15 protein-coding genes and 1 pseudogene are annotated in these 17,996 nt (G+C 66.6%); 10 read left to right on the top strand and 6 right to left on the bottom strand.

Annotated features, from left to right (window positions below; translation table 11 throughout):
* Nucleotides 1-84: 84 nt before the first annotated feature.
* The 4 genes from tsaB to mrcB are packed head-to-tail and all read right to left on the bottom strand — an operon-like array spanning nucleotide 85 to nucleotide 5,579.
* Nucleotides 85-777: a tRNA (adenosine(37)-N6)-threonylcarbamoyltransferase complex dimerization subunit type 1 TsaB gene (gene tsaB, locus THITHI_RS0103235; protein ID WP_018231639.1), complete on the bottom strand. Its 693-nt coding sequence runs from the start codon at nucleotides 775-777 to the stop codon at nucleotides 85-87.
* Nucleotides 758-2,713, bottom strand: a complete 1,956-nt coding sequence (locus THITHI_RS0103230; protein WP_018231638.1) for an ATP-dependent DNA helicase — start codon at nucleotides 2,711-2,713, stop codon at nucleotides 758-760. Before THITHI_RS0103230 ends, tsaB begins: the two co-directional genes overlap by 20 nt.
* Entirely contained in the window at nucleotides 2,710-3,225 is a 516-nt protein-coding gene (locus THITHI_RS0103225; protein ID WP_018231637.1) for a tetratricopeptide repeat protein, read from the bottom strand. Before THITHI_RS0103225 ends, THITHI_RS0103230 begins: the two co-directional genes overlap by 4 nt.
* Nucleotides 3,225-5,579 carry a penicillin-binding protein 1B gene (mrcB, locus tag THITHI_RS0103220; protein ID WP_018231636.1) on the bottom strand — a complete coding sequence of 785 codons (2,355 nt, stop codon included), beginning with the start codon at nucleotides 5,577-5,579 and terminating at the stop codon, nucleotides 3,225-3,227. Before mrcB ends, THITHI_RS0103225 begins: the two co-directional genes overlap by 1 nt.
* Nucleotides 5,580-5,849: 270 nt before the next feature.
* Here mrcB and THITHI_RS0103215 point away from each other — a divergent pair, with 270 nt between their 5' ends.
* The 6 genes and pseudogenes from THITHI_RS0103215 (at nucleotide 5,850) to THITHI_RS0103190 (ending at nucleotide 10,976) form a co-directional block, all read left to right on the top strand.
* The gene (locus tag THITHI_RS0103215) at nucleotides 5,850-7,436 is read left to right on the top strand and encodes a bifunctional aminoglycoside phosphotransferase/ATP-binding protein (RefSeq protein WP_018231635.1); all 1,587 of its coding nucleotides are present in this window, start codon (nucleotides 5,850-5,852) and stop codon (nucleotides 7,434-7,436) included.
* 220 nt (nucleotides 7,437-7,656) lie between these two features.
* On the top strand, nucleotides 7,657-7,962 hold the full coding sequence (locus THITHI_RS0103210; protein WP_018231634.1) for a hypothetical protein: 306 nt from the start codon (nucleotides 7,657-7,659) through the stop codon (nucleotides 7,960-7,962).
* Nucleotides 7,963-8,144: 182 nt separating this feature from the next.
* Nucleotides 8,145-8,969, top strand: a complete 825-nt coding sequence (locus tag THITHI_RS0103205) for a hypothetical protein (protein WP_018231633.1) — start codon at nucleotides 8,145-8,147, stop codon at nucleotides 8,967-8,969.
* 125 nt (nucleotides 8,970-9,094) lie between these two features.
* Complete coding sequence (locus THITHI_RS0103200; protein ID WP_018231632.1) at nucleotides 9,095-9,589, top strand: DUF302 domain-containing protein; 495 nt, start codon at nucleotides 9,095-9,097, stop codon at nucleotides 9,587-9,589.
* A gap of 215 nt (nucleotides 9,590-9,804) precedes the next feature.
* Nucleotides 9,805-9,981 (top strand): annotated as a pseudogene (locus THITHI_RS18365) (IS3 family transposase); the annotation flags it as partial.
* A 407-nt stretch (nucleotides 9,982-10,388) separates the two neighbouring features.
* Nucleotides 10,389-10,976, top strand: a complete 588-nt coding sequence (locus THITHI_RS0103190; RefSeq protein ID WP_156820459.1) for a hypothetical protein — start codon at nucleotides 10,389-10,391, stop codon at nucleotides 10,974-10,976.
* A gap of 275 nt (nucleotides 10,977-11,251) precedes the next feature.
* Here THITHI_RS0103190 and THITHI_RS0103185 read toward each other — a convergent pair whose 3' ends face one another.
* Nucleotides 11,252-12,319 (bottom strand): IS481 family transposase, encoded by a 1,068-nt coding sequence (locus THITHI_RS0103185; RefSeq protein ID WP_018231239.1) that lies wholly within the window; start codon nucleotides 12,317-12,319, stop codon nucleotides 11,252-11,254.
* A gap of 134 nt (nucleotides 12,320-12,453) precedes the next feature.
* Here THITHI_RS0103185 and THITHI_RS0103180 point away from each other — a divergent pair, with 134 nt between their 5' ends.
* From THITHI_RS0103180 to THITHI_RS0103170, 3 genes are all read left to right on the top strand, one after another.
* Entirely contained in the window at nucleotides 12,454-12,948 is a 495-nt protein-coding gene (locus THITHI_RS0103180) for a dihydrofolate reductase family protein (RefSeq protein ID WP_018231629.1), read from the top strand.
* Nucleotides 12,945-13,421 carry a GNAT family N-acetyltransferase gene (locus tag THITHI_RS0103175; protein ID WP_018231628.1) on the top strand — a complete coding sequence of 159 codons (477 nt, stop codon included), beginning with the start codon at nucleotides 12,945-12,947 and terminating at the stop codon, nucleotides 13,419-13,421. The genes THITHI_RS0103180 and THITHI_RS0103175 overlap by 4 nt, the downstream gene beginning before the upstream one ends.
* A gap of 86 nt (nucleotides 13,422-13,507) precedes the next feature.
* Complete coding sequence (locus THITHI_RS0103170; RefSeq protein ID WP_018231627.1) at nucleotides 13,508-13,966, top strand: VOC family protein; 459 nt, start codon at nucleotides 13,508-13,510, stop codon at nucleotides 13,964-13,966.
* 371 nt (nucleotides 13,967-14,337) lie between these two features.
* On the opposite strand, the gene THITHI_RS0103165 is transcribed toward THITHI_RS0103170, so the two are convergent.
* Complete coding sequence (locus THITHI_RS0103165; RefSeq protein WP_018231626.1) at nucleotides 14,338-16,200, bottom strand: thioredoxin domain-containing protein; 1,863 nt, start codon at nucleotides 16,198-16,200, stop codon at nucleotides 14,338-14,340.
* Nucleotides 16,201-16,458: 258 nt separating this feature from the next.
* On the opposite strand from THITHI_RS0103165, the gene THITHI_RS0103160 reads away from it, so the two are divergent.
* A complete protein-coding gene (locus THITHI_RS0103160) occupies nucleotides 16,459-17,904 on the top strand; it encodes a cryptochrome/photolyase family protein (protein ID WP_018231625.1) in 1,446 nt (481 codons plus the stop codon).
* The last annotated feature ends 92 nt before the right edge of the window (nucleotides 17,905-17,996 follow it).

Here is a 17,996-nt window from a genome sequence, read left to right as displayed (position 1 = left end):
ACGGATAGCAGCCGGAGAGTCGCTTCCCCGCTTTCAGTTCTCTGTGACCTCTGTGGCCAAATGCCTTATGCATTGGACTTCGCGTCAGACCCCGGCCACAGGCCTGGGCTTGTCGGCCACCTTGTCCCGGAGATACACGGGCAGCGCCTGCTCGGCGGGGACGGCGAGCCCCGCGGCGAAGTCGCGCACGGCGAGGCGGGCGACTTCGGCGGCGGACGGACACGAAGCGGGATCGATACTGCCGATGCATGGACCCAGGCGCCCGCGCAGAACGTCCTCATAGGCCGCCCACCCGGAACCCGCGCCATGCCACCCCGTCCCCTCGGGGACTGGTACCGCATCCGGCGCGACGACCCGTTCAGGACCGGCGGCAACAGCCAGACCCCCGGCATCCGCCTCGAATGCGCCCCAGTAGACCTCGCCCATGCGGGCATCGAGGGCGGCGAGCACGCGGGAGGCCCCTGCGTCCAGGCCCTGCTGGGCGAGGGCGGCGAGCGTGGAGACGGGCACCACGGGAAGATTCGCGCCGAAGGCGGCGCCCTGGATGACGGCGGCGGCAATGCGCACCCCGGTGAAGGCGCCCGGACCGCGGCCGAAGGCGAGCGCGTCCAGGTCCGCGAGACGCACGCCGGCGCGGGCCAGCAGTTCATCCATCATGGGCAGGATCAGGCGGGTGTGTTCCCGGGGCGCCACCTCATGGCGGCGGGTCAGCGTGCCGTCCAGCCATAGGGCGGCTGAACAGGCATCGGTGGCTGTTTCAATGGCCAGCAGCTTCATGGAATGCCTCATCGTCGCTCATGAGAAAACCGGCCACCTCGGCCAGGTTGTCCAGCCTCGGGACAGGCGGCAGGCTGCTGATGAACAGGCGGCCATACGCCTTGGTGCGCACACGCGGGTCGCAGATCATGAGCACACCCCGATCGGTCACGTCGCGGATCAGACGCCCCACCCCCTGCTTGAGACTGAGGACCGCCTGGGGCAACTGGTAATCCATGAACGGGTTGCCGCCCTGCTCGCGGATCGCCTGCAGGCGCGCCTCCAGCAGCGGGTCGTCCGGGGCCGCGAAGGGCAGCTTGTCGATGATCACGCAGGATAGCGCGCGGCCGCGCACGTCCACGCCCTCCCAAAAGCTCTGTGCACCCAGCAGCACCGCGTCCCCCGCCGCGCGGAAACGGGCCAGCAGTTCATCCCGGGGCGCGGTGCCCTGCACCAGCAGGAGCCGCTGAATCCGCCCGTCCAGCAGGTCAGCGGCCTCGCGCAGCGCCCGGTGGCTGGTGAACAGCAGGAAGGTGCCGCCGGGGTTGGCCTCCAGGACAGGCACCGCCGCATCCACCACCGCGCGCGTGTAGTTGGGTGCATTGGGCTGGGGCATGTTGGGTGGCAGGTAGAGCCGCGCGTTGCGGCTGTAGTCGAAGGGGCTGTCCAGCAGGAGCGTTTCCGCGCCCTCCAGGCCAAGCCTGCCCGTGAAGTGCTCAAAGCGCCCGCCCACGGACAGCGTGGCGGAGGTGAAGATCCACGCGCTCGGGAAGGCCGCCATGCGCTCGCCGAAACGCTCGGCCACGTTGAGCGGCGTGGCGTGCAACGCGAAGGCCCGGGTATAGGTCTCGTACCAGCGCACCGTCTCATCCTCCGGGGCCAGGAAGGCGGCGAGCCGTCCCTGAAGGGTATTGGCGCGCCGGGCGCACTGCTCCAGCCCTTTGCCCCGCTCGGCGGCGGTGTCGAGCCAGGTCACCAGTGTGTCCATGCCCGTCACCAGTTCATCCATGGCCTCGTTCACCTGCGCGTTGCCGTCCCAGCGGCCCCAGGGGCCGCGCCCGATGCCCGTGCCCAGCGAGGCGCGTACCCGGGTCACCGCCCGGGCCAGCGCGTCCGCTGCATCACGCAGGCCGGCCATGTCGGAGGCCTCGCGCAACTGTTCGGCGACCGCGTCCCGGGCCAGATCAAGGAGCTGGCGGCTGCCCACGGTCCGGCCGAAGAAGACGGACGCCACATCCGGCAGCTGGTGGGCCTCGTCCAGGATGAAGGCGTCGGCGGAGGGCAGGATTTCTCCGAAGCCCTCCTCCTTGAGGCTCAGGTCCGCCATGAGCAGGTGGTGATTGATGACCACCACGTCGGCTTCCTGGGCGTCGCGGCGGGCGCGGGCCACGAAACAGCCGTCATACTCCGGGCAATCCTGGCCCAGGCAGTTGTCGGTGGTGGATGTGACCTGGGGCCACAGGGGCGAGTCTTCGGGGATGTCCGGCAGTTCCGAGATGTCGCCGCGCATGGTGCGCGAGGACCAGCGCTCCACGCGCAGCAACTGATCCACCTGGCGGCGGTCGTCCAGGCGTCCCTCGGCGCGGGTGAGCGCCAGGCGGTGCAGGCACAGGTAGTTGGACCGACCCTTGAGCAGGGACACCCGGGGCACCCTCCCGAGTCCGGCAGCCACCAGCGCGTCGCGCACGAACGGCAGGTCCTTGTGAAAAAGCTGGTCCTGAAGATTGCGGGTGCCGGTGGACAGGATCACGCGGCGCCCGTCCATGAGCACGGGCACCAGATAACCGAAGGTCTTGCCCACGCCCGTACCGGCCTCCGCCACCAGGCGTCCGGAGGCCTCGAGCGTCCGCTCCACCGCCTCGGCCATGCGCTGCTGCGCGGTCCGCGCCTTGAAGTTGTCCAGGCTGTGCGCAAGCGGACCGTCGGGCCCCAGCACCTCGGCTGCGGACGGGTTCATCCGCGTTCGCCGGAGAGGGCGTTGGCCCTGGCATCCGCGTCGCGCGCGCCCGCCTCGTTGCCGGCCATGCGCCGGGCCGCGGCGATGATGCGCCAGTTGCGCGCCATCATCGCCCGGTCACCCCGGATCAGCCCGTTGGATCGCGCGGCCATGGCCTCCGCCTGCGCCGGGTGCCCCTGCTCCAGGCGAACCACCGCGAGGCGCTGCCATAGCCGTGCATCCCGGGCATTGATGCGAAGGGCGCGTTCCAGGCTGGCCGCGGCGCCGTCCGCATCGCCGGAGACAAGCTGCCGGTCCGCCTCGGCCATGAGCTCGGCCACCGCGCCGGTGCCGCCGGACGGGGCTGCGTCCGGGGCGGGTTCCCGGGCCAGGGCCGGGCGGGGGTCCGGATCAGGCAGGGGTGCCGGCCGGGCGGTCTCGTCGTCGGGAACCCGCGTGGCCTGGGGCGCGGCGCAGGCGGACAGGACCGCGGCCGCAAGGATCACGGCCACGAGGCGAATGGATCTGTGCATTACTCAAACAGTCCTCTGAACCAGCGAAAGGAACGCCGCACCGCGGCGGGGACCCCGTCCGCGCAGGGAGACATGCCGCCGGGCGCCGATCCATCGATGAACGGCATCCACAGCGCGCCCTCGCAACCTTCCACGGCGCGCAGGCCGTTGGCGGGGTCGATGAGCAGCCATTCTACGCCATCGGGACGCACGGGCTCCAAGCCTCGGCGGGAGATCCCGCCCATGAGCTCCGCCCAGACGGGCAGTGCACCGGAGCTGCCGGTCAGTCCCATGGGGGCGTTGTCGTCGCGGCCCACCCAGATGACCGAGAGATAATCCCCCGCGTATCCCGCGAACCAGGCATCGCGATTGTCGCCGGTGGTGCCCGTCTTGCCGGCCACCGGCAGGTCTTCGGGCAGCAGACCGCGCAGTGTCGCGCCGGTCCCCCGCCGGGTGACCTCGTGAAGCGCGGCGGTCACCAGGTAGACGGCCGCGGGGTCAGCGGCCTGGCGCAGATCCAGGCCGTAGCGTTGCAGCAGGGCACCCTCCTGGTTCATCACTTCGCGAATCGCCCGGGGCGGCGTCTCGAACCCCCCGTCCGCCAGGGACTGGTACATGTGGGTCATCTCCAGGGGCGAGAGCTCCACGGCCCCCAGCAGCAGCGAGGGATAGGGGCGCAGATCGCGCGCCACGCCCAGCCGGTGGATCTGGTCGATGATCCGGTTCAGGCCCACGGACAGGCCGAGCCGTGCCGTGGAGATGTTGTAGGAGTGCACCAGGGCCTCCAGTGCCGGCACCTGGCCATGATGCTCCCGGTCGTAGTTGCGCGGGCTCCAGTCGGAGCCGTCCTCCAGGCGGACGGTCAGCGGACCGTCATCGAGCATCGTCGCCAGCGTGTACTCGGCGGGCCGGGACAGGGCCGCCAGGTACACCGCTGGCTTCAGCAGCGAGCCCACGGGACGCCGTGCGTTGACGGCTCGATTGAAGCCGGCATACCGCGGGTTGCGGTCCCCCACCACCGCCAGCACCTCGCCGCTGTCCACGGCGCTGACCACCGCGCCGGCCTGCAGGCTGCCCACGTCGAGGCCCCGGGCGCGTTCGATCCGGGCCAGACGTCCGGCCACGGCGGATTCGGCGGCCATCTGGATCCCGGGGTCCAGCGTCGTGAAGATGAGCAGTCCCTCGGTCTGCAGGTCCCGTTCCCGGTAATCCCGGCGCAACTGCTGGCGTACCAGATCCAGAAAGGCGGGAAACGGAGTCACGCCCGACGGCGGACGGGCGCTGACGCCCAGGGGCCGCGCCCGGGCCTGCCGGGCGCGATCCGCGGACAGGCGATCCTGGGCCTCCAGCAGATCCAGCACCAGGTTGCGCCGGGCCAGCGCGCGTTCCGGGCGCCGGCGCGGATCGTAGTAGGACGGCCCGCGCACCATGGCCACCAGCAGGGCCAGTTGGTCCGTCCCCAGCTCGTCCAGCCGCCGCTGGAAGTAGAACTGGCTGGCCAGTCCGAATCCATGGATGGAGCGTTGCCCGTCCTGGCCCAGGTAGACCTCGTTCAGGTAGGCCTCCAGGATCTCCGGCTTGGAATAGCGCCGCTCCAGCAGCAGGGCCATGATGGCCTCGTTGATCTTGCGCCGCAGGGTCCGGTCCTGAGTGAGGAAGTAGTTCTTCACCAGTTGCTGGGTAAGGGTGCTGCCGCCCTGCACGGTGCGCCCGGCACGCAGGTTGGCCAGCGCGGCACGGGCGATGGCGGCAAAGTCCACGCCCCGGTGTTCGTGGAAGCGGCGGTCCTCCACGGTGATCAGGGCATCCACCAGCGTATCGGGCACTTCGTCCAGCCGCACCAGCACCCGGTCCTCGCCGTGCGCCGGATAGATATTGGCGATCAGCGCCGGCTCCAGCCTGGCCAGGGCGGCGGGTTGCCCGGTCTCGATATCCGTCAGTCCGGTCACCTGCCCGCCGCGGATCTCCACGATCAGGCGGCGCGGTGGTTCCGGGCCGTCGGCGAAGGGAAAGCCCCGGGTGCTGAGAAAGATGCGCCCGCCCTGCTCCCTGAATTCGCCGCCGCGAATGGCATCACCGCGGCGGTAATGGAGCAGCTCCAGCTCCCGCACGAACTGCTCCCTGTCCAGGCCGCGTCCCGGGTACAGCTCCAGGGGCCGGGCAAAGACCCGCGCGGGCAGGGACCAGCGCTTGCCCTCGAACTGGGTGCGAATCTCGTAGTCCAGGTAGGCGACATAGCCGCCCAGGCCCAGGATGCCGATCAGCAGGGCGCCGAGGATGGCGCGCCACAATCGGCGCGGCCCGCGCGCAGCGCGGCGGCGGGTCCTGCCGTTGCGGCGGGAGGTGGTCTTCTTCGCGGGTTTGCGGCGTGCCATGGGGCGGGCATTCTACAGCTTTTGGGCCGGTCCTATCCGTGCACCCGGTCCCGGGAAGGGGTGCGCCGGTGGATGCTGTACCATGGGGGCGCTGCCGGCCCTTCAGGCATTCGTTACGGGAGGCCTGAAAGCGAACGGCAGGAAACGAGAAGCCATGCGCCGGGGCCGAGAGGGTTGTTGACCCGATCATCTCCCTTGCGTTCGATCGCCTGATCCCGATTTCAGGGAAGTGGACATGACGCCTGCTCACAACCGCCCCGCACGGAGACCATGACCGACCAGCAAGACATCCAGCACCGGCTCATCGAGGCCCTGAAACGCCCCGACGCCTACCCCCATCCGGTGGACGATGTGGAGTGTATCGAGACCCACATCTCATGGGTGCTGCTGGCGGGTGCGTACGCCTACAAGTTCAAGAAGCCCCTGGATCTGGGCTTCCTGGACTTCTCCACCCTGGAACGGCGCCGTTTCTTCTGCGAGGAGGAACTGCGCATCAACCGCCGCCTGGCGCCGGATCTCTACCAGGCCGTGGTGACCTTCAGCGGCACGCCGGACGCCCCGCGGTTCGACGGCGCCGGGGAGCCCTTCGAGTATGCCGTGCGCATGGCACGCTTCGACCGCGAGCGTGAAATGGACAAGCTGCTGGAGCGCGGCGCCCTGCCCATCGAGTGGATGGACGAACTGGCCGGGTGCGTGGCGGCGTTCCACGAGCGCATACCCCGTGCGGCGCCGGACAGCGATACGGGCACGCCCGCCGCGGTTTACCAACCCATGGAACAGAATTTCGAGCAACTGCGGCCAGCGCTTTCCGACCCCCGCCGCCTCGAGCAGCTGGATCGCATCGCCCGGTGGACCGGGCAGGCCTTCGAACGGTTGGCCGACATACTCGCCGAACGCCAGGCCCGGGGCTTCGTGCGCGAATGCCACGGCGACATGCACCTGGGCAACATGGCCCACGTGGACGGCCGGGTGCTGGTGTTCGACGGCATCGAGTTCAGCGAACGGCTGCGCTGGATCGACATCATGAGCGAAATCGCATTCGTCACCATGGATCTCATGGACCGTGAGGCCCCCGCCCATGCCCATCATTTCCTCAATGCCTGGCTGGAACGAAGCGGCGATTACGAAGGCCTGCGCCTGCTGCGCTTCTATCAGGTCTACCGCGCCATGGTGCGCGCCAAGGTGTCCGGTATCCGCCTCGGCCAGGAAGGCGTCCCGGACGCGGAGCGCCGCGCGGCGGAATCCCGCTGTCACGGCTATCTGGACCTGGCGGAATCCCTCACGCGCCCCGTCCCGCGCGCGCTGTTCATCAATCACGGCTTCTCCGGTTCGGGCAAGACCACCCGCAGCCAGCCGCTGGTGGAACGGCTGGGCCTGATCCGGATTCGCTCCGACGTGGAACGCAAGCGCCTGTCCGGCATGGACAGCCTTGAGCGTGATTCGGGCGGCGTGGGCAGCGGTATCTATTCCGAGGACATGGGCGTGCGCACCTATGAACGTCTCGCCTCAGTCGCCCGGAACGTGCTCGAGTCGGGTCTTCCGGTGGTGGTGGACGCCACCTTCCTGGAGCGCGCCCGGCGCGACCGGTTTGCCGCGCTGGCCCGGGAACTGGAGATCCCGTTCCGCATCCTCGACTATATCGCGCCGGAACCCGTGCTCCGCGCGCGCATCCGGGAGCGGCAGTCCGCCGACCGGGATGCATCGGATGCGGGCCTCGAGGTCCTGACGCATCAGTTGACAAACGCGGACCCGCTGGAGGCGGACGAGCCCGTGGTGACCATCGACACCCGGCGGGATGATCTGCCCCTGGAGGACATTGCCCGCTGCATGGACGCCGGCCGGCCGGACAAGGCGTAGCCGCATCACGCGGGCGCAGCGGGGGCCTTCGGTGGGGCACGCCGGGCATCCATGGCCGGTATCCCCTGCCCCGGTGCGGGTATCGACCCGTTCCCCTGACAGTAATGCATCCCGACCATTCCCGGACGTTCGCAGGGGATCCCGGTGCCCGCGAGACGTCCCGTGCCCGGACTGGTAAAATAGGCGGTCAGACCCCGCCCACAGCCGCACGGACTCCCCCATGACCGACCACGACGCCAGCGAAGCCGAACTCACCAAGGAACAGCGCATCCTGCGCATCATGCAGACCGTGCTGACCGACGTGGCCCGGGATACCAACACCCCGCCCGGCATGAAGCATCCGCTGACCGAGAAGACCATCCACAACATCCGCGACTGTCTGTCGCTGATCGTCGAGCGCCAGCGGGAACTGGCGGATGCGCTTGGTCAGGAGATGAACATGCGCCCCCGCTATGTGGACGAACCGAAGCAGAACACGGTCGTGCCCATCAATATCGACGCCCTGCGCAACAAGCCCAAGTCGTGAGGCACCGGGCCGCGTCCGTCATCGGCCGGGCACGGGAGACCCCGCGGATACCGGAGTGACGGACCTCGGCATCGTTTCGTACCCGCACAGGTGGCAGAGAGCCGTTGCGGGCCCGGAGGCGGGCCGGCGGACACTGGGCTATGATGCAAAACTATTGAGACGCACAACGACGGAGTGAACACATGGGCATTGATCGCATGATCCACGCATTTTCGGCCATCCTCCTGCTGGGCCTCGTCGCGACGGCGCAGGCGGATGTCACGATGCAGTTCACGGAAACGGGTGCCGACACCGGCAGCACGTTGATGATCCAGGGCGGCCACGTGCGCATGGAGGAACGTGAAGCGGACGGCTCGATGGTCTACAGCCTGTTCGATCGGGAGACCCGCACACTGACCATGGTGATCGACGAGGAGCGCAGCTACGCGCAACTGACCGAGGAAGGACTCAAGGCGCAGGCGCAAGAGGTTCAGGGCATGCAGGAGGACTTCCTCGCACAGATGCGTGAGCAGATGGCGCAGATGCCCCCCGAGCAGCGCCAGATGATGGAGCAGCAGATGCGCCAGATGGGCGTCGACCCGGCCATGCTCTCCGGCGAGGACCCGCCGGCCCCGGATCTCTCCTCGCTGGAGACACGCCCCACCGGTGAGCAGCGGACCATCGGCGGCTTCCGCTGCCAGGTCATGGAGGTCCTGCTGGAAGGCGAGATCACCAACGAACTGTGTGTGGCCGATCCCGGCCACGTCGGCCTGTCCGCCGCCGACTACGGGACATTGAAGGTGCTGTTCGAGTTCATGCAGAGCCTGTCGGAGATCGCCATGTCCATGGGCGGGCCCTTCGCCGCGGACATGGGCGCCGAGATGCTGCCGGCCGTGGACGGCGTGCCGGTACTGGTAAAGAACCTGGAGGACGGCAGCGAGATCACCCTGCAGTCGGTTTCCACGGATGCCCTTTCCCCGGACCTGTTCCGGATTCCGGCCGATTACCAGCGTGTGGATCCGTTCTGAGACGGCGTTCAGCCATCGTTCACACCGCAGCGGATACAACGACAGGTGCCGACGCATGCCGGGCCCGGGAGCCGGATGGTGCGTCCCGACCCGTTACCCACAGGCACCACGACCCGGAGAAACCCATGAAACCGTTCTTCCTCGCCGTCCTCGCCCTGTTCACCCTGGCTGCGCTGGGCCAGACCGCGCTGGCCAAGGGGCCGGACCTGGAGACCGAGCACATGCGCGTGTACTCGGTGCAGGGGGAATTCGAGACCTATCGTGAAGGTCTGGAGATGGCCATCACCAACCGGGGCATCGTGGTCAACAACGTCGCCCACATCGCCGCCATGCTCCAGCGCACCGCCGCGGACGTGGGCGGCGAGGCCATCTACCTGGAAGGCCAGGCCTACGAGTTCTGCAGCGCCACCGTCTCCCGGCGCATGATGGAGGCGGACGTGCACAACATCGTGTTCTGTCCGTACATCGTGGCGGTCTACGTGACCGAGGAGGAGCCGGACACCGTCTACGTCTCCTACCGCCGCCCGGTGCCGGTTGGCAGCGAGGCCTCGCAGGAATCCCTCCGGGCCGTGGAGGATCTGCTGGAAGACATCGTCCACGAGACCCTGGACGCCTTCTGAGTGTGAATCCCGGCGGCCTGCCCTGCCCATGACCGCGGCATCTTCCGGAATCCGCATCGCACGCTTCGTCAGGAAGGCATAGCGGCGCCCGGCCCTGCTGCAAGACCGCCTCCCATCAGGGGTGCGCCGTTTGCCTCCCCCGCTCCCAGCCGTTAAAGTCGGGCGGAGAAGACGGACAGGGAGTGTGGTCATCCGTGGAGCCGCTTAGCGTAGTCTTCGGGCTGCTGAAACGCGAACGGGTCAATCGCCGAATCTATCAGACCCGCACCGAGACCAGGGCCGACGTGTTCGACTACATCGAGCGCTTCCACAACCCGCGCCGCAGGCGGCGTCTTGAGGCGGCTAAGCAGAAGCAATTACTCTTAACTCAACCGTCCGTGGAAATGGGGTAGAACCCTCCTATTTCCACGGCGAAATACCAAAGTGTTGTGTCAAGCGGAACGGGCAAGGGATGCCTTTCTCTCGAAAGCGGGCCGAGAGAAGCTACGAATCCTCCTCTTGGAGGACGTTGTCGCCGATCTCAAGGAATGCTGTGCTGAAGGACGGCTGCATGCGTTCTATCGATCGTTCGAGGAAAAGTACCTTGATTTTGCTTAGTAAGACTCAACAGTGTGCTGGAACAGGCGGGTGTCAGTGGCAAGCATTCTGCAAGATGGTGAACCATAATTCGTGCCACTGAAACCCGCGAGATACCTCTGCGTTGGAATGAGTGACGGATCTGTTTCTGCAGAGCACGATTAGATCCGTCGCCGTTCTCGACGATCCGCATCAGACAACCCTCCTTGGAGGTGTGGCAAAGATGCCTGACGAGACGCAAGCAAAGTGGCACACGATTAGAGTTGACGCCGAAGTGTTCGAGATGCTTCAGCGGCACGCGCAGCCACTGGTTGACACCGCAAATGACGTCCTACGGAGAATCCTGCTCAAGATGCCTTCGCCGCCTCCTCCAAAGGGCAGGAAAGTAACGCCACGAGGGGACGGTGAGTCACCACTTGTTGATTCTGCCACCTTCGTTCAGTTCCTGCTGAAAGACCGATTTGGTGATGGTTTCCATCAGGTCAGTCGCTACCAGTTCATGTTTGAGTCTGACAACCAACTCGTCTACTGCCAGAACTACAATAAGGAGGCCGACTTGTTATGGTACCGCGTCAACAAGAAGCCGCGGAGAGACTTGGCCTCGTCCGGAAAACAGGCGTGGCTTTGCCTGACCAATCCGGCAGAGCGCTATGCTTACATTATCCCGATGGCCGACGTCGAGGCTCGGGCGCAGGCCTATGGTTGGTCTAGAGATGAGTTTGAGATCCATATTCACTCGCAGGATTCCAGATGGAATGAATTGGGCTGGAGCATTGGGCAATACAAACACGACCTTTCAAGGGCAGAATAGCGTGCCCCATCCAACTGCTATCCAGTGGAACGCATGCAGGACCCGTGTAAGTACCTAACTTCGCTCCGCAGTATGTCGAATCGGAAGTGTGTTGTCCGTCGTTCAGACATCGCGGGATCAGCCGTCCATTTTGAACGGCAGCCGCCTCTCCGAGGATCGACACATGCAAATGCGACCCCTTCGGTATTCCATCAACGTCACATTGGACGGCTGCTGCGATCATCGTGCTGTACAAGTTTGGTAATTACCCGACACACGGGGCCTCCGGCAGTTGATCATGCCGCCTTTTTTTCCACGTTGGTGTCGTCCTTGGGGACGATGGGTGGAAGCTTCTTTGTGCCGAGCGCTTCGCGCAGCGCCTGAGCAGGGGTTCGGCCCTTCAGGCGATAGCCCTGATGGCTGCGCCTGAGGTTGTAGAACTCGAGGAACCTGTCCAGATCGCGCTGGATCTCCTCGGGCGAGAGATACCAGGTCTGGCGCCCGGCGACGCGGAAGCATTCATCGAGCAGCGTGCGGTTCATGCGCTCGACAAAACCGTTGGTGCGTGGGCTGCGGATCCTGGTGGTGCGATGTTCGATGTCATGGAGCGCCAGCAGCAGCTCGTAGGGGTGCTGCTCGGGACGCCCGCAGAACTCGCGCCCGTTGTCGGTGAGGATCGCTTTTACTGCCACGCCCAAGGTCTCATAGAAGGGCAGCACCCGGTCATAGAGCAGATCAGCCGAGGTGATGGGCATCTTCGAGGTGTAGACCTTGGCGAAGGCGAGTGAACAGAAGGCATCGACCACGACCTGGACGTAGACCTTGCCGACGCCCTTGAGGGTGCCCCAGTAGTAGGTGTCCTGGTTGAGCAGTTCTCCGGGGCCATTGGTCTCGACATGACGCATACGGAACTCGCAGGAATGGCGCTCAAGCAGGCGGATCTGGGCATCGGAGAGCACGAAGGTGTCCTCTTGGGCCCGGGCCTCGAGGCGCAACAGGCGCTTGTGGCGGGTCTCGAGATCGTGGCGAAGCCACACCCCGCGCACACCGGAGGGGCTGACGTTGACATCCCGGAGGCGCAGCTCATTGGCGATGCGCTGGGCGCCGTAAGTGGGGAACTCAAGGCAGAGCGCGAGGATCGCCTCCTCGACCTCGGGGGCGACCCGGTTGGGGTGGGGGTTTCTGGGCCCCCGGCGTTGCTCGATGAGGGCGCCCACACCGCCCACCTGGAAGGCCCGGCGCACCTCGTAGAAGGTGTCTCGGTGATAGCCCATGATCTTGCACGCCTTGGACACATTGCCCAGTTCCTCGGCCAGTTGCAGCAAAGACAGCTTGCGCTTGGTACTCTCTGTGACTGCGGTCATCGGGAGTTCTCCTTGGTAGATGGATTGTCTGGCGACTACCAATCTACCGGAGACCCCGGTGCCCGCCCTAATCAGGGCGGACTGTCGGAAAATTACTCAACTAGCTCAATCGTGCAATTCCTGCGGATGAGGAGTTGCATCGTCACGCGATCGAGAGCCTTGGCCAGGCAGATGCGCTCCTCTTCGGGCGGGTGACTTACGAGATGATGGAGGCAGCGTTCCGGCCGCCGGCGGGGACGGAACCTAGGCCTGACTGGATGGAGCCCTTCGCCCGGACGATCAATTCGGCAAAGAAGTACGTCGTTTCGAGCACCCTGGACCGGGTCGATTGGAACGCGGAGCTCGTGCGCGGGGACCTCGAGACGGCCGTCCGGCAGCTCAAGCAGGAGTCAGGCAAGGGACTGTTGGTGGGAGGCGTGAAGCTGCCGTTGGCGTTGGCGGAGCTGGGCTTGATCGATGAGTACGAGTTCGTTGTGCATCCCAGGCTGGCGGGCCATGGCCCGACGGTGCTCGCGGGGCTGTCGAAGCATGTCGACCTGAAGCTCGTGAGCCGGCTGGAGTTGAGCTCGGGGGCGGTGGCGCTGCGGTACGAGGCGACGCGCCAGAGCAGAAGGAGAGTCACGTCGTGATCCACGTACGGCCTGCTGTCCCCGAGGATCTTGAGGAGGTCGCGGGGCTGTTTGATCAGTACCGCATGTTCTATGGACAAGCTGCGGATTTTGCCGCCGCGCATCGTTTCATGGCAGATCGCATGGAACGGGGAGATTCTGTTGTGCTGGTCGCGGAGATGCCGACTGGTGTATTGGCGGGCTTTACGCAGATGTTCCCCGGATTCTCGTCGGTCGCCGTCGCGCCGGTGTTCATTCTGAACGATCTTTTTGTGGCTCCCGCGCAACGCCGGGGAGGCGTCGGGCGGGCGCTGTTGCTTGCGGCGGCCGAGTTTGCACAAGGGGCGGGGGCTGTTCGGCTCTCGCTTTCCACTGCAATCGACAACCGACCGGCGCAGGCGCTGTACGAGTCGCTGGGATGGGTACGCAACACTCAGTTCCATCAGTACAACCTGGCGATCGAGAGCAGCATGTCGGTGGAGCCGCCGGCCTGATGGCCGTCGCCCACACTCCGTCGGCCGGACGCTCGAACCGCCGAACGGATCCCGGAAACGACGTCAGCTGATTTCGGAGATACACGATGATCGCGGGAGCCAGGTACCGGCACACGAACCTGATTGCGAAGGACTGGAGGGCACTGGCGCGGTTCTACCAGGATCTGTTCGGCTGCACGCCGGTCCCGCCGGAACGCGATTTCAAGGGCCGGGACCTCGAGCGTGGGACGGGGATTCCGGGCGCCAAACTCCGCGGCGTGCACCTGCGCTTGCCGGGTTACGGCGCGGACGGCCCAACGCTCGAGATCTTCAACTACAACATCCTGGAGGAAAAGCCGGGAGTGGCGGTGAACCGCCCGGGATTCGGCCACATCGCCTTTGCAGTGGACGATGTGCCGTCCGCACGCGAGGCCGTGCTCGCTGCGGGAGGGCAGCCGGTGGGAGAAGTCGTCACGCTGACGAATGCGGCGGGGGTCAAGCTGACGTGGGTCTATGTCACCGATCCGGAAGGGAACGTACTGGAGCTGCAGTCGCGACCGGGATAGTGCTCGGGCTGCGTCTCCGGGCGAATGGGGTTTGGTTTGAGCAGGATCGCCCACGGGACTGGGCTCCTACGGGATGGGGATATGGGCACGCAGGAGCCCGGTTCTCCGGGCGAAAGGGGTTTGGTTTGAGCAGGATCGCCCAGGGGACTGGGCTCCTACGGTATGGGATACGGGCACGCGTAGGAGCCCGGTCCTCCGGGCGAAAGGTGTTTGGATTGGGCAGGTTGGCCCAGGTGTTTATGCCTCTGATCGCGGATGTCCTTCGACCCTCTGAGATGATCGAATCATCGGGAATGTCGAGGAGTCAGAGAACCAGGCCAGAGACCGACGCCCGGCAGTACTGAAATCAGTTGCTCAATGAGTTGCCCCCTTCACTGATTCACCGCATGCAATTGAAGAATCTGCGAGGCGTGCACAAAGGGTGAACCCACCAGGTTTCGGGTGATGCGGCGTTCCGCCCGGGCGGCGCGTTGGCGAAGGCCATCGTGGTCCGTGTGGGCGAGGATGCGCGCGGTGACCGACTGCATGGTGGCGCTGGTGGAAGGCAGCGGCGTGTCCTCAAGGTGCACCAGGCGGGGTGATCCGGGCAGGACCGGGACCCGGGTGGGGCGCCAGCCGTCCTCGTTGTGGAACAGGCTCCAGGCGGCATGTGCCACCTGCGCGGCCTGTTGCCACACGTCGCGCTCCTGCGTGTACGCCGCCCATTGCGCCAGTCCCCGGGCGATGAAGGCGTAGTCCTCCAGCTCCCCCTCACCCACGGGCACGCCGTCCGCGTCCAGCGCACGGGGCAGCTCCCCGTTTCGCCACATGGCTTCCAGGATGCGGCCATGCAGGGCCGCGCCGGCGTCGGCGGCGCGCTCATCATGGGGCGCGGCAGCCGCGAGGGCCGACAGCGTGAGGCCGTTCCAGCCCACCACCACCTTGTCGTCCACGGGCAATACGCGCGACGCCCGGGCTTCGAGCAGCCGTTCACGGGCCTGTGCCAGGTGCGTGGCCACCCGCCCCGCTTCCATGTCCAGTGCATCGGCCACCCGGGCCGGCGACCTTGCCTGGACGGCCAGATGGCCGTGTTCCAGGATGGGCGTGGTGTCGAAACCCCAGGCCAGTTCCACCGCGGGCCAGGCATCGTCACCCACCAGGGCGTGCACCTCCTCCCGCGACCAGAGGTAATAGCCGCCCTCCACGTCCTGGTCGTCCACGGCGGACAGGCTGGCAACGAAGTCGCCCCGCCCTGTTGCCATCTCCTCTAGCATGAAACGCACGGTGTCCATGCCCACGCCCCGGTAGTCCTCGCGGCCCAGGACCTCGGCGGCGCGCAGGTACAACTCGGCCAGCAGGGCATTGTCGTAGAGCATCTTCTCGAAATGGGGGACCTGCCATTCCGGGTCCTCGGTGTACCGGTAGAAGCCGCCGCCCAGCACGTCCCGAAGCCCCTGGGTCGCCATGGCATCCAGGGTCACGGCGAGAAACTCCTCCAGCCAGGGCTCGTCACGCAGCCGGGTGGCCTCCAGCAGAACGCGCAGTTGCGCCGCGTGGGGGAACTTGCTCTGGTTGCCGAAACCGCCGCTCATCTTGTCGGCCAGGCCGCGGTGTGCGTTGAGCATGCGATCCAGCAGTTCCTCCGGGTTCGCGCCCTGCACGGGGGCCTGCCCGGCGCGTTCCAGGGCCGCCAGCTCCCGGGCGGCCTCCCGGGTGACGACTCTCAGGTTTTCCCGGTCCTGCCGCCAGTGTTCATGGACACGCGCCAGCCAGCCGTCGAACTCTTCGGGAGGCAGGTAAACCGTGCCCACCAGGGGATGTCCCTCGGGGGTCAGGATCACGTTCAGGGGCCAGCCGCCGAAACCGCGGGTCGCGTGCAGGAAATTCATCAGGCGTTCATCCAGCGCCGCGTTGAGTTCCCGGTCGACCTTCACGGGTATGAAGCCCGCATTGATGCGCGCGGCGATGTCCTCATCCCTGAAACTCTCCCGCTGCATCACGTGACACCAGTGGCAGGAGAAATAGCCCACGGACACCAGCAGGAGGCGGTCGGACTCGCTGGCCAGTTGCAGGGTGGCATCCGACCAGGCCTGCCAGCGGACCGGATCATCCTCATGGAGTCTCAGATACGGTGACGGGCTCTCGCCCATGGTGTTGCGCAGATCCGGATCGCCCGCCAGCAGCGGCAGCCCGAGGCCCGGCAGGAGCCACAGGCAGGTGAGCAAGGCGATGAACAGGGGTCGAGGCGTGATCATGGGATGCCCTTGGTTGCGCTGTGCATGGTGTTCCGGCCTATGGATACGGACGTTGCCGGCGTGCGGATTGTTCCGCTGCGCCCTTCCGACCGGGGCCGTTCAGGGTCCATGTCGTGCACGCGGGTGAGTCGTCCGACCAATTGCCCTACACTGCCGGCACAGGGGGGCGTTGCCTGTCCGTACCGTCCACCGATGGCCGGAGCAGACCCGCCATCCCCTTGCCGCCGAACGTACGCCATTTCCCCATGGGAGTCACCGATGACCGTGTCGCTGCTCTGGTTCCGGCGTGACCTGCGCCTGACCGACAATCCGGCCCTCGCACGGGCACTGGAACAGGGCGGCGTGATCCCGGTGTTCATTCATGCAACGGAGGAGGAAGGCGACTGGCCGCCGGGCGCCGCCAGCCGCTGGTGGCTGCATCACAGTCTGGTTGCCCTGAAACGGGATCTTGCCGCCCGGGGCGCGCCGCTGGTGATCCGGCGCGGACCCACGCTGCCGTGTCTGGAGGCGCTGATCGCGGAAACCGGCGCCGGCCGCGTCTGCTGGAACCGGCTCCACGAACCCGCGCCCGTTGCCCGGGACGAGGTGGTCCGGGACATGCTGACGAAGAAAGGCGTCATCGCGGAGAGCTTCAATGCCGCCCTGCTCCACGAGCCCGGCGCGGTGATCAACCGCGCCGGCGATCCGTACCGGGTGTTCACGCCCTTCTGGAAGGCATGCCGGGATGCGGGCCTGCCCGACAGGGTCACCCCCGCCCCCGAGCGGATCTCGGCCCCGCGGCACGTGCCCCGGGGCCTTGACCCGGAGGACCTGGCGCTCCTGCCGCGCACGGGCTGGGACGCGTCCTTTGGCGAATACTGGCAACCAGGCGAGGCCGGCGCACTGGCCCGTCTGCGGACCTTTATGGACAAGGTGGTGCAGGATTACGAGCCCATGCGAAATCGTCCCGACCGGGACGGCAGTTCGAGACTGTCGGCGCACCTGCATTTCGGGGAGATCGGACCACGCCAGGTGGTCGCCGCCTGTCGCATGGCCGGTGCAGAGGCGGACAGCCGGAACGGCCGCGAGTCCGTGGACGCGTTTCTTCGGGAGATCGGCTGGCGCGAGTTCGCCCATCACCTGCTCCACCATTTTCCCCACACCGCCACCCGCCCGCTGGACCCGCGCTTCGATGCCCTCCCCTGGGTCGATCCCGATCCGCACATCCTCGAGGCCTGGCAGCAGGGCCGGACCGGCATCCCCCTGGTGGACGCCGCGATGCGTGCGCTGTGGGCGACCGGATGGATGCACAATCGCGCCCGCATGATCGTCGCCTCCCTGCTCACCAAGAACCTGGGCATTCACTGGCTGGATGGCGCGCGCTGGTTCTGGGACACCCTGGTGGACGCGGATTTGGCGGCCAATACCCTGGGCTGGCAGTGGACCGCCGGCTGCGGCGCGGATGCCGCACCCTACTTCCGGGTGTTCAATCCGGTCCTCCAGGGGGAACGTTTCGATCCGCAGGGCGATTATGTGCGCCGCTGGGTGCCCGAGCTCGCGCACCTGCCCGCCCGGTATGTTCACAAGCCCTGGGAGGCACCCGGGACGGTGCTTCAACAGGCGGGCGTGCGTCTGGGCGACAACTACCCCGGGCCGGTGGTGGACCTGGCGGAAACCCGGAGGCAGGCGCTGGTGCGGTGGGAACGGATCAAGGCGGCCGGGTGAGAGTTTCGTTTGCCACAGAGGTCACAGAGGAAAAGCTTTGAACCGTTGTAGGTTGGGGTGAGGAACGAACCCCAACGCTCCGGGGCCCGGAA

The organism is Thioalkalivibrio thiocyanodenitrificans ARhD 1 (genome assembly GCF_000378965.1).
Taxonomy (GTDB): Bacteria; Pseudomonadota; Gammaproteobacteria; order Ectothiorhodospirales; family Ectothiorhodospiraceae; genus Thioalkalivibrio_A; species Thioalkalivibrio_A thiocyanodenitrificans.
The sequence above is the reverse complement of the archived record's forward strand: the minus strand, read 5'-3'. Positions and strand labels throughout refer to the sequence as shown.